The 14,652-nt window shown below is 60.4% G+C and carries 14 protein-coding genes and 3 tRNA genes; 4 read left to right on the top strand and 13 right to left on the bottom strand.

What is annotated here, in order from left to right; translation table 11 throughout:
• Window positions 1–111 precede the first annotated feature (111 nt).
• The 8 genes from rpoB to ACN9MO_RS05665 all read right to left on the bottom strand — a co-directional run bounded on the left by rpoB (window position 112) and on the right by ACN9MO_RS05665 (window position 8,173).
• Window positions 112–4,251: a DNA-directed RNA polymerase subunit beta gene (gene rpoB / locus ACN9MO_RS05700; RefSeq protein WP_057252172.1), complete on the bottom strand. Its 4,140-nt coding sequence runs from the start codon at window positions 4,249–4,251 to the stop codon at window positions 112–114.
• Between the two features lie 266 nt (window positions 4,252–4,517).
• Window positions 4,518–4,901: a 50S ribosomal protein L7/L12 gene (gene rplL / locus ACN9MO_RS05695; RefSeq protein WP_057252171.1), complete on the bottom strand. Its 384-nt coding sequence runs from the start codon at window positions 4,899–4,901 to the stop codon at window positions 4,518–4,520.
• A 58-nt stretch (window positions 4,902–4,959) separates the two neighbouring features.
• Window positions 4,960–5,478 (bottom strand): 50S ribosomal protein L10, encoded by a 519-nt coding sequence (rplJ, locus tag ACN9MO_RS05690; RefSeq protein WP_057252170.1) that lies wholly within the window; start codon window positions 5,476–5,478, stop codon window positions 4,960–4,962.
• A gap of 331 nt (window positions 5,479–5,809) precedes the next feature.
• Window positions 5,810–6,508, bottom strand: coding sequence for a 50S ribosomal protein L1 (gene rplA, locus ACN9MO_RS05685; RefSeq protein ID WP_057252169.1), 699 nt, complete (start codon window positions 6,506–6,508; stop codon window positions 5,810–5,812).
• Between the two features lie 4 nt (window positions 6,509–6,512).
• The gene (gene rplK, locus ACN9MO_RS05680; protein ID WP_043626293.1) at window positions 6,513–6,944 is read right to left on the bottom strand and encodes a 50S ribosomal protein L11; all 432 of its coding nucleotides are present in this window, start codon (window positions 6,942–6,944) and stop codon (window positions 6,513–6,515) included.
• A gap of 207 nt (window positions 6,945–7,151) precedes the next feature.
• A complete protein-coding gene (gene nusG, locus ACN9MO_RS05675; protein ID WP_034795476.1) occupies window positions 7,152–7,682 on the bottom strand; it encodes a transcription termination/antitermination protein NusG in 531 nt (176 codons plus the stop codon).
• A 16-nt stretch (window positions 7,683–7,698) separates the two neighbouring features.
• Window positions 7,699–7,899: a preprotein translocase subunit SecE gene (secE, locus tag ACN9MO_RS05670; RefSeq protein ID WP_034795473.1), complete on the bottom strand. Its 201-nt coding sequence runs from the start codon at window positions 7,897–7,899 to the stop codon at window positions 7,699–7,701.
• 198 nt (window positions 7,900–8,097) lie between these two features.
• A tRNA-Trp gene (locus ACN9MO_RS05665) sits at window positions 8,098–8,173 on the bottom strand.
• 375 nt (window positions 8,174–8,548) lie between these two features.
• Between ACN9MO_RS05665 and ACN9MO_RS05660 the strand changes: the two genes are divergently transcribed.
• Window positions 8,549–8,959 (top strand): GrpB family protein, encoded by a 411-nt coding sequence (locus ACN9MO_RS05660; protein ID WP_244495666.1) that lies wholly within the window; start codon window positions 8,549–8,551, stop codon window positions 8,957–8,959.
• A gap of 15 nt (window positions 8,960–8,974) precedes the next feature.
• Here ACN9MO_RS05660 and tuf read toward each other — a convergent pair whose 3' ends face one another.
• The 3 genes from tuf to ACN9MO_RS05645 form a co-directional block, all read right to left on the bottom strand.
• Complete coding sequence (gene tuf / locus ACN9MO_RS05655) at window positions 8,975–10,150, bottom strand: elongation factor Tu (RefSeq protein WP_034795467.1); 1,176 nt, start codon at window positions 10,148–10,150, stop codon at window positions 8,975–8,977.
• Window positions 10,151–10,423: 273 nt separating this feature from the next.
• A tRNA-Gly gene (locus ACN9MO_RS05650) sits at window positions 10,424–10,497 on the bottom strand.
• Between the two features lie 23 nt (window positions 10,498–10,520).
• Window positions 10,521–10,605 (bottom strand) — tRNA-Tyr (locus ACN9MO_RS05645).
• Between the two features lie 218 nt (window positions 10,606–10,823).
• On the opposite strand from ACN9MO_RS05645, the gene ACN9MO_RS05640 reads away from it, so the two are divergent.
• Window positions 10,824–11,699, top strand: coding sequence for a TrmH family RNA methyltransferase (locus ACN9MO_RS05640; RefSeq protein ID WP_113132767.1), 876 nt, complete (start codon window positions 10,824–10,826; stop codon window positions 11,697–11,699).
• A 134-nt stretch (window positions 11,700–11,833) separates the two neighbouring features.
• Window positions 11,834–12,550, top strand: coding sequence for an AprI/Inh family metalloprotease inhibitor (locus tag ACN9MO_RS05635; RefSeq protein ID WP_082615946.1), 717 nt, complete (start codon window positions 11,834–11,836; stop codon window positions 12,548–12,550).
• Here the strand turns inward: ACN9MO_RS05635 and ACN9MO_RS05630 are convergent.
• Window positions 12,540–12,791: a hypothetical protein gene (locus ACN9MO_RS05630; RefSeq protein ID WP_162261311.1), complete on the bottom strand. Its 252-nt coding sequence runs from the start codon at window positions 12,789–12,791 to the stop codon at window positions 12,540–12,542. The genes ACN9MO_RS05635 and ACN9MO_RS05630 overlap by 11 nt on opposite strands.
• 160 nt (window positions 12,792–12,951) lie before the next feature.
• Entirely contained in the window at window positions 12,952–13,572 is a 621-nt protein-coding gene (locus tag ACN9MO_RS05625; protein ID WP_113132766.1) for an FMN-dependent NADH-azoreductase, read from the bottom strand.
• Between the two features lie 137 nt (window positions 13,573–13,709).
• Between ACN9MO_RS05625 and ACN9MO_RS05620 the strand changes: the two genes are divergently transcribed.
• Window positions 13,710–14,651, top strand: a complete 942-nt coding sequence (locus ACN9MO_RS05620; protein ID WP_057252255.1) for a LysR family transcriptional regulator — start codon at window positions 13,710–13,712, stop codon at window positions 14,649–14,651.
• The last annotated feature ends 1 nt before the right edge of the window (window position 14,652 follow it).

The raw sequence follows: 14,652 nt of genomic DNA, 5'->3' as shown, positions 1-14,652 counted from the left end.
CCCCTTAAACAGCTAAAACCGCATTGGCTGCGGCTCTGTTCCTGCCGAAGACGTCAGCGTCTTCAGGCGGAAACGGTGCGCGCCGCATCGCGGCACGCACCTTGGGTCTCTTTACTCGGCTGCGTCCGGCAACTGTGCCGCCCCAGCCTCGTCGACCTTCGAGTTTTCGAGCTCGACCGAAAGGCCCAGCGAGCGCATTTCCTTGACGAGAACGTTGAAGCTCTCCGGAATGCCCGCTTCGAAGGTATCGTCGCCACGGACGATCGCTTCGTAGACCTTGGTACGACCGGCAACGTCGTCCGACTTGACCGTCAGCATTTCCTGCAGGGTGTAGGCCGCGCCGTAAGCTTCCAGCGCCCAGACCTCCATTTCCCCGAAGCGCTGACCGCCGAACTGCGCCTTACCGCCCAGCGGCTGCTGGGTGACGAGCGAGTACGGACCGATCGAACGGGCGTGGATCTTGTCGTCGACCAAGTGGTTGAGCTTCAGCATGTAGATGTAGCCCACGGTCACCTGACGGTCGAACTGATCGCCGGTACGGCCATCGTAAAGCGTCGACTGACCGGTTACCTTCAGGCCCGCCTGCTCCAGCATCTCGTTGACGTCGGCTTCGACAGCACCGTCGAAGACCGGCGTCGCGATCGAAACGCCGCGACGGGTCTGCTCGGCCAAGCGCACGATCGACTCGTCGTCGTACTGCTTGATCGGCTCGCCCTTCGGGCCCGACCCGATGACGCTGTCGATGGTGTCGCGCAGCGGCTGGATGTCGGCGCCTGCCTTATAGGCATCGAGCATCGCGCCGATCTTCTTGCCCATGCCGGCGCAAGCCCAGCCGAGATGGGTTTCGAGGATCTGGCCGACGTTCATGCGCGAAGGCACGCCGAGCGGGTTCAGAACGACGTCGACATGCGTGCCGTCTTCCAGGAACGGCATGTCTTCGATCGGCACGATACGCGACACGACACCCTTGTTGCCGTGACGGCCGGCCATCTTGTCGCCCGGCTGGATCTTGCGCTTCACAGCGACGAAGACCTTGACCATCTTCATGACGCCCGGAGGCATTTCGTCGCCGCGCTGGACCTTCTCGACCTTGTCCATGAAGCGCTGTTCAAGGCGCGACTTGGATTCGTCGTACTGGGCGCGCAGAGCTTCGATCTCGCCCTGAGCCTTTTCGTCTTCGACGGCGAACATCCACCACTGCGAGCGGGGGTATTCGCTGACGACGAGGTTCGAAAGCTCGGTGCCCTTCTTGAAGCCCTTCGGGCCGGCAACGGCCGTGTGGCCACGCAGCATGTCGACGAGACGTGCGTAGACGTTGCGATCGAGGATCGCCTGTTCGTCGTCGCGGTCCTTGGCGAGGCGTTCGATTTCCTCGCGCTCGATCGCCATCGCGCGTTCGTCCTTCTCAACGCCGTGGCGGTTGAAGACGCGAACTTCGACGACGGTACCGAAGGTGCCCGGGGGCATGCGCATCGAGGTGTCGCGAACGTCGGAAGCCTTTTCACCGAAGATGGCGCGCAGAAGCTTTTCTTCCGGCGTCATCGGGCTTTCGCCCTTCGGCGTGATCTTGCCGACGAGGATGTCACCCGGCTGAACCTCAGCACCGATATAAACGATACCGGCTTCGTCGAGGTTACGCAGCGCTTCTTCCGAAACGTTCGGAATGTCGCGGGTGATTTCTTCCGGACCCAGCTTCGTGTCACGCGCCATCACTTCGAATTCTTCGATGTGGATGGAGGTGAACACGTCGTCGCGCACGATCCGCTCGGAGAGCAGGATCGAGTCTTCGTAGTTGTAGCCGTTCCACGGCATGAACGCGACGAGCGCGTTGCGGCCGAGCGCCAGGTCACCGAGGTCGGTCGAAGGACCGTCGGCGATGATGTCGCCCTTGTTCAGAACGTCACCGACGGTAACCAGCGGGCGCTGGTTGACGCAGGTGTTCTGGTTCGAACGCTGGAACTTCTGCAGACGATAGATATCGACGCCCGACTTCGACGGATCGAGGTCTTCGGTGGCGCGGATAACGATACGGGTCGCGTCAACCTGGTCGACGACGCCGCCACGACGGGCAGCGATTGCTGCGCCGGAGTCACGGGCAACGACCGGCTCCATGCCGGTGCCGACAAACGGCGCTTCGGCGCGCAGCAGAGGCACGGCCTGACGCTGCATGTTCGAGCCCATCAGTGCACGGTTGGCGTCGTCGTTCTCAAGGAACGGGATGAGCGCGGCCGCGACCGAAACGAGCTGCTTCGGCGAAACGTCCATCAGGTTGATGTTGTCGCGCGGAGCCAGCATAACTTCGCCGGCGTGACGGCAAACGACGAATTCTTCCGAGAACGAACCGTCGCTCTCAAGAACCGAGTTTGCCTGCGCGACGTGGTACTTCGCTTCTTCCATCGCCGAGAGATAGACGACGTCGTTCGTCACCTTGCCGTCAACGATCTTGCGGTACGGGCTTTCGATGAAGCCGTACTTGTTGACGCGGGCGAAGGTCGCAAGCGAGTTGATCAGACCGATGTTCGGGCCTTCCGGCGTTTCGATCGGGCAAATACGGCCGTAGTGCGTCGGGTGAACGTCGCGGACTTCGAAGCCGGCGCGCTCGCGGGTCAGACCACCCGGGCCAAGTGCCGAAAGACGGCGCTTGTGGGTGATTTCCGAAAGCGGGTTCACCTGGTCCATGAACTGCGACAGCTGCGAGGAGCCGAAGAATTCGCGGACGGCTGCGGCAGCCGGCTTGGCGTTGATCAGGTCCTGCGGCATGACCGTGTCGATCTCGATCGACGACATGCGTTCCTTGATCGCGCGCTCCATGCGCAACAGACCCAGGCGGTACTGGTTTTCCATCAACTCGCCGACCGAACGAACACGGCGGTTGCCGAGGTTGTCGATGTCGTCGATTTCGCCCTTACCGTCGCGCAGTTCGACGAGCATCTTGACGACAGCAAGGATGTCTTCCTTGCGCAGGATACGGACGGTATCCGCAACTTCAAGGTCGAGGCGCATGTTCATCTTGACGCGGCCGACGGCCGAGAGGTCGTAGCGCTCGGCGTCGAAGAACAGCGTGTTGAACATGGCTTCCGCGGAATCCATGGTCGGCGGCTCGCCCGGACGCATCACGCGGTAGATATCGAACAGAGCGTCCTGACGGTTCTCGTTCTTGTCTACGGTCAGCGTGTTGCGGATGTACGCGCCGACATTGATATGGTCGATGTCGAGAACCGGGATTTCGTCGAAGCCGGCCGACAGAATGACGGGAAGCGTCTTCTCGTCGATCTCGTCGCCTGCTTCGAGGTAGATTTCACCGGTTGCGAAGTTGACGACGTCTTCGGCAAGATAGTTGCCGTAGAGGTCATCATTGGTCGCCTTGAGCGCCTTCAGACCCTTGTCCTGCAACTGACGAAGCAGACGCGGGGTCAGCTTCTTGCCAGCTTCAACGACGACTTCACCGGTGTCGGCGTCGACCATCTCGGTGATGGCCTTCTGACCCTTCAGGGCATCCGGCTGGAACGGCACGCGCCAGCCTTCGCCGTCGCGCTGGTAAAGCGACTTCGTGTAGAAGGTGTCGAGGATTTCCTCGCCGTCCATGCCGAGCGCCATCAGCAGCGACGACACCGGAATCTTGCGGCGGCGGTCGATACGGGCATGCACGATGTCCTTGGCGTCGAACTCGATGTCGAGCCAGGAACCGCGGTAAGGAATGACGCGTGCTGCGAAGAGCAGCTTGCCCGACGAATGGCTCTTGCCCTTGTCGTGGTCGAAGAACACGCCCGGCGACCGGTGCATCTGCGAAACGATAACGCGCTCGGTACCATTGACGATGAAGGTACCGTTGTCGGTCATGAGCGGCATGTCGCCCATGTAGACGTTCTGTTCCTTGATGTCCTTGATCGACTTCGCGCCGGTATCCTCGTCGATATCGAATACGATGAGGCGCAGCGTCACCTTGAGCGGCGCTGCGTAGGTCAGATCGCGCTGACGGCATTCCTCGACGTCGAACTTCGGCGGCTCGAATTCGTAGGACACGAACTCAAGCATCGATGCGCCCGAGAAATCCTTGATCGGGAAAACGGACTTGAAAACAGCTTGGAGCCCCTCATCAGGGCGACCGCCCTTGGGCTCTTCAACCATCAGAAACTGGTCGTAGGATGCCTTCTGAACCTCGATGAGGTTCGGCATTTCTGCGACTTCTGGAATTTTACCAAAAAACTTGCGTACGCGCCTGCGACCGTTAAACGAAAGGGTCTGAGCCATCGTCGCTCCTTGTCAATCTTGCATCCGGGCCTGCAACGGACGGGAACCGATGGCCAGTCGACCCCGTCAATCAATGAGTAGTCCAATCTCGTCCAGCTAACGGAAAACGCTCAGCGCGGATTGCTGTGCTGCCTTCCGTTCGAGACCATCCTCTTGAAGAACCCATTACCCAAAAGCCGTTTTTCGACAGGCTTTTGGGTAATATGTTCCAAAAACGGTCAAAGAGAGGCGGCCGAAATGGCCACCTCCCCTTGCAAAATGCCGAATTACTTGACGTCAACCTTGGCGCCAGCGTCTTCGAGCTTCTTCTTGAGGTCAGCAGCTTCAGCCTTGGAAACTGCTTCCTTAACCGGCTTAGGAGCGCCTTCGACGAGGTCCTTGGCTTCCTTGAGGCCGAGACCGGTGATGGCGCGGACTTCCTTGATGACGTTGATCTTGTTGGCGCCAGCGTCAACGAGGATAACGTCAAATTCGGTCTTTTCTTCTTCAGCAGCAGCAGCAGCACCGCCGGCAGCGCCGCCAGCAACAGCAACAGCTACCGGAGCAGCAGCCGAAACGCCCCACTTCTCTTCGAGCAGCTTGGAAAGCTCAGCAGCTTCCAGAACGGTCAGCGAGGAGAGGTCTTCAACGATCTTTGCGAGATCAGCCATTTTACTTTTCCTTTTGTTCGGTTCGAACTGGTTTTAAATACAACAGCGAAAATCCGCCTTAGGCGGCTTCGTCCTTCTTGGCATAGGCCGAGAACACGCGAGCAAGCTGGCTTGCCGGTGCTGCAACAACCGTTGCGACGCGGGTTGCCGGGGCATTGAGAAGGCCCAGCAGCTTTGCGCGCAGCTCGTCGAGCGAAGGCAGGGTCGCGAGCGACTTGACTGCTTCGGCGTTGAGCGTGGTTGTGCCCATGGCGCCACCGAGAACAACGAGCTTGTCGTTGGTCTTGGCGAAATCCATGACGACCTTAGGAGCCGTGATCGGGTCTTCGCTGTATGCGATCAGCGTCTGACCCTTGAAGAGATTGCTCATCCCTTCCGACTCGGTGCCCTGAAGAGCGATCTTGGCCAGGCGGTTTTTCGCGACTTTGACGGTGCCGCCAGCAGCGCGCATCTTCGAACGGAAGTCGTTCATCTGCGCAACTGTGACACCAGCATAGTGGGCCACGACAACCGAACCGGAAGCCTTGAAGACTTCGTTCAGCTCCGTGACGAATTCGCGTTTTTCCGCTCTTTCCACTGTCTGTCTCCAGTAGGCAGGGTTGCAATACTGCAGCCCCGCCGGGTTTGCCTTTGTCACCCGAGATCGAGCTCGATCCCACGTAACGCTTAAGGATCCTGTCCCTTGGCGTTCCCGGAAGAGCCGGGTCTGACACAAGGCAAGCGAGGTTCGAACCGAATTTCGACGCCTCCGGCGCCATAGCGAAATTCAGATCTTACCCGTCTCATGCAGGCCGAAGTGATTAAGGTAAAACCACCCGCAATCTCGGACAGGAGTTCCGGACTTGACGTCCGGAATTCCCGGCCCCGAAAGGCCGGGAATTTGGTACCGGGCCGAAGCCCGAAAACGATTAAGCGACGCTGAGCGTGGCCGGGTCGATCTTGAGGCCTGGGCCCATGGTCGACGAAATAGCGACGCGCTTGACGTAGTTGCCCTTGGCGCCGGTCGGCTTTGCCTTGATCACTGCGTCTGCGAAGGCACGGATGTTTTCTTCCAGTGCCTTGGCATCGAAGGATGCCTTGCCGATGCCGGCGTGAACGATACCGGCCTTTTCGACGCGGAACTCGACGGCGCCGCCCTTGGATGCCTTGACGGCACCAGCGACGTCCATCGTGACGGTGCCGACCTTCGGGTTCGGCATCATGCCACGCGGGCCGAGAACCTTACCGAGGCGACCGACGAGCGGCATCATGTCCGGGGTTGCGATGCAGCGATCGAAATCGATCTTGCCGCCCTGAACGATTTCAACGAGCTCTTCCGCGCCAACGACGTCAGCACCGGCAGCCTTGGCTTCGTCAGCCTTGGCGCCACGTGCGAAAACGGCGACGCGAACCGAGCGGCCGGTGCCGTTCGGCAGGTTGACGACGCCGCGGACCATCTGGTCGGCGTGGCGCGGGTCAACGCCGAGGTTCATCGCAACTTCGATGGTCTCGTCGAACTTGGCAGTTGCACGTTCCTTGACCATCGAAACGGCCTCGGTGAGACCGTAGATCTTCGTCGGATCGACGCCCTCGCGGGACTTCTGTACACGCTTTGCAATCTTCGCCATGGTCTTAGCCTACCACTTCCAGGCCCATAGCGCGGGCAGAGCCCTCGATCATGGCCATTGCGCCTTCGATATCGGCAGCATTGAGATCCTTCATCTTGGCTTCGGCGATCGACTTGATCTGAGCCTTGGTGAGCTTGCCAGCCGAGCCACCCTTGCCGGGGGTCTTCGAACCGGACTGGATCTTTGCTTCCTTCTTCAGGAAGTAGCTGACCGGCGGCTGCTTCATGACGAAAGTGAAGGACTTGTCCTGGTAATAGGTGATGACGACCGGGATCGGCATACCCTTTTCCATTTCCTGCGTGGCGGCATTGAACGCCTTGCAGAATTCCATGATGTTAATGCCACGCTGACCGAGCGCAGGACCGATCGGCGGGGACGGATTGGCCGACCCAGCCTTCACCTGCAGCTTGAGCTGGCCTGCAACTTTCTTAGCCATTTCTCTCTGCCTTTCTGAAATCCCCTTGCGACGGATCGCACCGGGATCTGTTACGCCGGTTGCCCGGCTTGTTGCCGATCACGGGGATCGGCGGCTGCGGTTGCGTGGTACGGACGATCCGACCCGGCTAAGGTCGCTCCCCTTCCACGCGCATGCGGATTTCTCCGCCAGAACGGGTCGCAACCCGCCCTATCTCTTGAGATCTTCTCAGACCTTCTCGACCTGACCGTATTCCAGCTCGACCGGCGTCGCGCGACCGAAGATCGAAACCTCGACCTTGAGGCGCGAACGCTCTTCGTCGACGTCCTGAACGACGCCATTGAACGAGGCGAACGGACCATCCGAAACGCGGACCTGCTCGCCGATCTCGAACGAGACCGACGGCTTCGGACGCTCGACGCCATCCTGGACCTGACCAAGGATGCGCTCAGCCTCATGGTCCGGAATCGGAACCGGCTTGCTGTCGGTACCGAGGAAACCCGTTACCTTCGGCGTATTCTTGATGAGATGGAAAGCCTCATCCGTCAGATTGGCGCGAACCAGAACGTAGCCCGGGAAGAACTTGCGCTCGGCGTCGACCTTGCGGCCACGACGCACTTCGACAACCTTCTCGGTCGGCACGAGAATCTTCTCGAACAAATGCTCGAGACCCTTCTGCTTGGCCTTTTCTTCGATCGATTCAGCGACCTTCTTTTCGAAGTTCGAATAGGCGTGAACAATATACCAGCGCGCAGCCATACTACCCTCCACCCAATCAAGCGCCAACGTTGAGGATGAGGCCGATCGCCCAACCCATCAACTGGTCCGCAGCAAAGAAGAAGGCAGCGGCAAAAAAGACCATGACAAAGACCATCAGCGTCGAGATCATCGTCTCGCGCCGAGAAGGCCAAGTCACTTTCGACGTCTCCGAGCGAACCTGCTGCAGAAACGTTACCGGATTCGTTTTGGATGCCATGTAATGCTCACGCCATTACGGCGCGTAAAGCCGATGATTCAGCCCCACGCACCGCGTGTCTGTTTGGACCCTACATAAAGACCGATTCTGAAAACCACAAGAGCCAATCAGTCTTTTTTGTGAATTTCGTCGACCGGGTCACCGGTCCTTAAGCTTTAGTTTGCCGTCCCCTCAGCCTTTATGCAAGCGCGAGAGAAATGGCAGGGGCAGAGGGGCTCGAACCCCCGACCTGCGGTTTTGGAGACCGCCGCTCTACCAACTGAGCTATACCCCTATTCAGCTGCGCCTTCGTCTAACGACGCGTCGCCGCCTCAAGTCAGCGGCTTAATATTCAGTTTGCCGGAGGATGACAAGCACCTTTCACCGAAGAAGCGAAAAAATCCTCATCGAATTGCAACAACCCCCTGCCCTGCCGCCTCCGGCGTCACGAACGGGCGCAAGTCATTGTCGAGCCTGCCGTAATTCCCGCGGCGCGCGAAGTCGGGAATCCGCTATCCTGCCGGCAATTGCCGGGAGCCGAATCATACGTCGCGCATCACGCTGGCCGAATACGGTCCCTGCTGGCTTTGTTGTTTGAAGAGCGAGCCTCAGAGATCGCGACGCTGCTTCACCCTTCGTCCGCGAGGTCCATCACATCGGCAGCACCGCAGTGCCCGGATTGCCGGCGAAGCCGAAGATCGATATCGATGCGGTCATCGCGGATCTGAGAAGGCTGCCGGAGCTGACTGCGCGCCTTCGCAGCATCGGCTACACCTTTCACCGCGATCCGCACGCAAGCGGCCTCTGGACCTTCACCACCGATACGCGCCCCTACGGCACGCGCCTCTATCTTTGCTCTGGCGACAACGCCGCTCATGCGGCACGCCTCCTCTTCCGCGACCAGTTGCGTGAACGGCCGGACTATGCCGAGCGATACGAGACGCTGAAAAAGCGGCTTGCCACAGACGCCAATGGCGATTGGGATATCTACACCCACGGCAAGCGCGACTTTATCGATGAAGTCCTGGCAGCTCCTGCAACGAAAAAGGCCCCGCCGTTGCCAGCGGGGCCTCTCTACTGATCTGAAACCAGCAGATTACTCGACGATCGAGGCTACGATGCCTGCGCCGACGGTACGGCCGCCTTCGCGGATCGCGAAGCGCAGCTTTTCTTCCATCGCGATCGGAACGATCAGCTCGACGGCAACGGTGACGTTGTCGCCCGGCATGACCATTTCCGTGCCTTCCGGCAGCGTCACGATGCCCGTCACGTCCGTCGTGCGGAAGTAGAACTGCGGACGGTAGTTCGTGAAGAACGGCGTATGACGGCCGCCTTCTTCCTTCGTCAGGATGTAGGCTTCGGCCATGAACTTCTTGTGCGGCTTGACCGAACCCGGCTTGCACAGGATCTGGCCACGCTCAACGCCGTCACGGTTAACACCACGGATCAGCGCGCCGATGTTGTCGCCGGCCTGGCCCTGGTCGAGCAGCTTGCGGAACATTTCAACGCCCGTAACCGTCGTCTTCGACGTGTCGCGGATGCCGACGATTTCAACTTCTTCGCCGACCTTGACGATACCGCGCTCAACGCGACCGGTCACAACCGTACCACGGCCCGAGATCGAGAACACGTCTTCGATCGGCATCAGGAACGGCTGGTCGATCGGACGCTCCGGCGTCGGGATGTAGGCGTCAACAGCGGCCATCAGCTCGCGGATCGCGTCTTCGCCGATCTTCTTGTCCGAATCTTCTAGAGCTGCAAGAGCCGAGCCCTTGATGATCGGAATGTCGTCGCCCGGGAATTCGTAGGACGACAGAAGTTCGCGAACTTCGAGTTCGACGAGCTCGAGAAGCTCGGCGTCGTCAACCTGGTCGACCTTGTTGAGGAACACGACGATTGCCGGAACGCCAACCTGGCGGGCGAGCAGGATGTGCTCGCGGGTCTGCGGCATCGGGCCGTCAGCAGCCGAGCAAACCAGGATCGCGCCGTCCATCTGAGCCGCACCGGTGATCATGTTCTTGACGTAGTCGGCGTGGCCGGGGCAGTCAACGTGAGCGTAGTGACGGTTCGGCGTCTCGTACTCAACGTGGGCCGTCGAAATGGTGATACCACGGGCCTTTTCTTCCGGCGCAGCGTCGATCTGGTCATACGCCTTGAACTCGCCGAAGTACTTCGTGATCGCTGCGGTCAGCGACGTCTTGCCATGGTCAACGTGGCCAATCGTGCCAATGTTAACGTGCGGCTTGTTGCGCTCAAATTTGCTCTTTGCCATGGGTACGTTTCCTGTGGTCAAGTATGAATGATCAGCCGGCAGGGCCGGTTTGTGGAGCCGTTTAAGGGTTTCAGGGGATTTGCGCAAGACTTAATTGCGTACGCCCGGACCGGTCGCCGACGGCCTTTTCCTGCCGATATGTAAGAACGCTGAAGCGCCGACACAAGGGCAGGCATGCGCGAATCACGGATCGCTCCGCAAGCAAGACAAACAATGACTTACCGCGAAGCGTTGGAGCATCGGATTAATTCGGATAAGGAGGCTGTTCGCTGCTGGAGCGGGTAGCGGGAATCGAACCCGCGTATTCAGCTTGGAAGGCTGCTGCTCTACCATTGAGCTATACCCGCGGGCCTTCGATCCAGAAGCAGAATGGTGGAGGGAGTTGGATTTGAACCAACGTAGGCTGAGCCAACGGATTTACAGTCCGTCCCCTTTAACCACTCGGGCATCCCTCCATTATTCTGTCGGGATCTTTCGACCAAGCATTTGAGATCGTGAGACAACCAGCGACGCGTCGTTGCCGCCTCTCGATCTGTGGCCGGGTATATGACCGCCCTCTTTCCTCCTGTCAACACGGGTCAGTGGAAAATTTCCGAATTTCTCCACAGCGACAATTCCGGACCGCTCATCGAAAACCATTTCGCCACGCCTGCAACCCCTCTATAAGACGCCCATGAGCAAAGATCACACCGGCGACAAGAGCGCCAAGGACACCCATTACGCCAACCTCAGGCGCGCCCACCGCGACGCCAAGCGGGAACGCGGCGAAATCCCAACGCTAAAACAGGAGAAGCGCCGCAAGGCGCCGGCCGACTGGAAGCCACCGCAGCTCGCGCCCGAGCAGGTTCTGCTCTACGGCCTGCATACGGTTCGCGCCGCCCTCGACAATCCGGCGCGCCAGTTCGTTCGCCTCAGCGTGACGCCGAACGCCGCTGCAAGATTGGAGCTCGACGAGCTTTCGGCCCTGCCCTTCCCGGTCGAAACCGTGACGCCGCAGGATCTCGACAAGATCCTCGGCCCCGATGCGATCCACCAGGGCGTGATGCTCGAGACGCGCCCCTTGCCGCATCGCAAGCTCGAAGCGCTTCGCGACTGCCCGCTGATTCTGGTGCTCGACCAAGTGACGGATCCGCACAATGTCGGCGCCATCATGCGTTCCGCCGTCGCCTTCGATGCCGGTGCGTTGATCACCACCATGCGCCACAGCCCGACCGAATCGGGCGTTCTCGCCAAATCCGCCTCGGGCGCGCTGGAAATGATTCCCTATATCCAGATCACCAATCTTGCGGATGCCATCGAAGAACTCCATCGGCTGGGCTTCCAGACGATCGGCCTCGATTCGGAAGGACCGCAGCCGCTTGAAGGAACATTCAGCGGTGAGAAGATCGCGCTCGTTCTCGGCTCCGAGGGCAAGGGACTGCGGCAGAAGACCCGTTCGATCGTGACCGACCTTGCCCGCCTCGACATGCCGGGCGCGATCAAGTCGCTGAACGTGTCGAACGCGGCAGCAATCGCCATGTATGCCGCGCGCCAGTTCCTGAACCGCTGACATCCACGCGCAGCCGGCCGCCCATGGCGACGACCAAGCGGGCGACGGCGTCATCCCACACTGCTGCAAGGGCTGGCGCATTGACGCGAAAATGTGACTGTGGAAATCTCCGCGCGTTGGGATCGGAGAGCTCCATGGTTGTCGCAGTTGCGTCACGCGTTCCTATGTTTCGGCTGCTCGTTCTGGGTGCAGTCTGCCTCGGTTCACACACCGCCTTCGCCGCCGGCGACATCGATCCCGGGATCATCGCGGCGCAGGCGGGCGACTATCTGGTCGCGCCGCTCGATGGCGCCGAAGGATGCAAGCTCACCCTCACCGCCGATGAGGCGATCGGCGGCTACGCAGTTACCGGAGCCGAGGGTTGCGCCAAGAGTGTGCCAACCCTTGCCGACGTCGCCGCCTGGAATTTCGACGGGAACGGCGGCCTGCTGCTGATCGACGTCCTGCGAAAAGTCCATGCCCGCTTTGAAGAGAGCGAGGGATCCCCGCTCCTGACGAACGGCGAGGACGGGCCTCGACTGGCCCTCGTAACCGCGGTGGACGGCATCTCGCATCTGCCGGCGCCGGCAAACATGAAAGGCGCGTGGCAGATGAAACGGCCGGGCGGAACCGCCATCTGCCATGTGCGCTTTAAGGAGGCTGCCGACAGTGACGGCAATTTTGCACTGTCCGTCGAAGAGCCATGCGATAGCGCCGTCAGAAAATTGAAACTGAAGAGCTGGACGGCGAACGGACTTGGCATAACCCTGCTCGGCGAAGACGGCAGCTCGCTCGCGTTCACCGCCACACCTTCCGGCTTCGAAAAAGACCGTAATGAGGGCGGCAAGCCGCTGCTCCTCGTCAGAAACTGACCAATTGCTCCGTAGGGCTCAGCGGCGTGCTCATGCCGGCCGCCGTCGGGCAGCCGTCACGCAGCTTCTTCCAGGTGGAGACGTTGAGGTTCATTTCGCAGCGCGCCATATAGACGTTGCCGTCGACCCTTAGGCAGGCGATCTGTCCGAGCTCATATTTCGAACCGTCGCGGTTGCGGCACGTGCAATTGTGTGCGCGCGCCGCGTCGGCGGCGAGCAGTGCAGCCACCGCAGCGGTCATGCCCAACAGAATTGTCCGCCGGTCCACCATCGATGCATTATAAAGCAGATTGTGAAATCCCAAAACGGACAATGCCGGCTGCGTTTGCAACCGGCACCGTCCGCACGCAGGGCCTGGGCCCCTCCACCGGATCACGTCAGTGACCCGCTGAACCTATATGTTAGCTCGCCAGGCGAAGGACGTTGCCTTCCGCGATGGCCTTTTCAGCCTCAGCGATCGCAAACTGCTTGGAATCGGCGCTGAGGTTGAGACCTTCGGCACGGACAAATTCCACATCTGTGACGCCCAGGAAGCCGAAGACCGTCTTCAGGTAGGATTCCTGGTGGTCCATGACGGCGGCCGGGCCGGCGGAGTAGTGACCGCCGCGGGTCGAGGCGACGATGATCTTCTTGCCCTTGGCGAGGCCTTCCGGACCATTTTCGGTGTAGCGGAACGTCTTGCCGGAGACGGCGATGCGGTCGATCCAGGCTTTCAGCTGGCTCGGGATGCCAAAGTTGTACATCGGGGCGCCGATGACGACCGTGTCGGCCGCCAGGAATTCTTCGAGCATGTCGCGGCCAAGCTTGACGTCGGCGGCAAGGTCGGCATCCACGCCTGCGAGATCGGCGGGAGCCATGATCTGGGCGCCGGTCAAATGCGGGAGCGAGCTGGCGGCGAGATCACGATAGGTCACGGTGGCATCCGGGCGGTCAGCCTTGATCTGAGCGGCGAGTGCGGCCGTCAGGCGACGGGAAACCGAGTGATCGCCGAGGATACCAGAGTCGATATGAAGAACGTTCATGGGAACACCTTTGTGTTTGCGTTGCGGTGCTCCACATATGAGCGGAAAACAATCGACCGATAAGCCAGCGGATATTTGACATACTGTTTCCAGACGGAAACAATCGGGCAAAGCATCCGGACCTCGGAGACAGGACAATGCAGGATCTGAACGATCTCGGGCTCTTTGCCGCCGTCGTGCGCAACAACGGCTTCAGCGCTGCCGCACGCGATCTCAATATACCCAAATCCAAACTCAGCAAACATGTGGCCCGCCTCGAGGAACAGCTCGGCGTGCGGTTGCTTGAACGTTCGACCCGCAAGCTGCGTGTCACCGACATCGGCCGGGTTTTCTATGAACATTGCCAGGGGCTGCTCGACGGCGTCGCGGCCGCCGAAGCCGAAATTGCGGCGGTGCGGGCTGAACCTTCGGGCACCGTCAGGCTCGCCTGCCCACTCGGCTTCACCCCGATGCTCGCGGATATCCTGCCGGCGTTTCACCGGCGTTATCCCGGCGTGCGGCTCCTGATCACCGCCACCAACCGGCGCATCGACCTGATCGAAGAACGGATCGATGTGGCGCTCCGCGCCCGCGGCCAGCTCGATACCGACAATCAGCTGATCATCCGCAAATTCGGCGAGGTTCGCGAGCGGCTCGCCGCTAGCCCGACGTTCCTTGCCCGCTCGGGCGACATCACCATCGACAACCTCAGCCAGCAGGCGACGCTGTCGATGAACGAACAACACCCGACCGACGTCTGGCGGCTCGTCTCATCCGACGGAAACACGACGGAAATCTCCCATCGTCCGATCATCGGCTGCAGCGACTTCCTGATCCTCGAACGCGCCGCGATCGAAGGCATGGGCGTGGCGCTGTTGCCGGACCATATCTGCGAGCGCGCCTTCCGCGCCGGCGTGCTCGTGCCGGTGCTGCCGGAATGGACCTCGAACGACGTCGTGGTGCACCTCGTCTTCCCGTCTCGCCAGGGCATGCTGCCGGCGACCCGGGCGCTGATCGACTATCTCGCCGAAAACCTTCTCAACGCCCTGCAGAAATGCCGGGAGGTTCCGATGCGCATGGCCCCCTCGTTCGACATCTGAC

This window comes from Ensifer sp. R-19 (assembly GCF_049905105.1).
Classification (GTDB): domain Bacteria; phylum Pseudomonadota; class Alphaproteobacteria; order Rhizobiales; family Rhizobiaceae; genus Ensifer.
The sequence above is the reverse complement of the archived record's forward strand: the minus strand, read 5'-3'. Positions and strand labels throughout refer to the sequence as shown.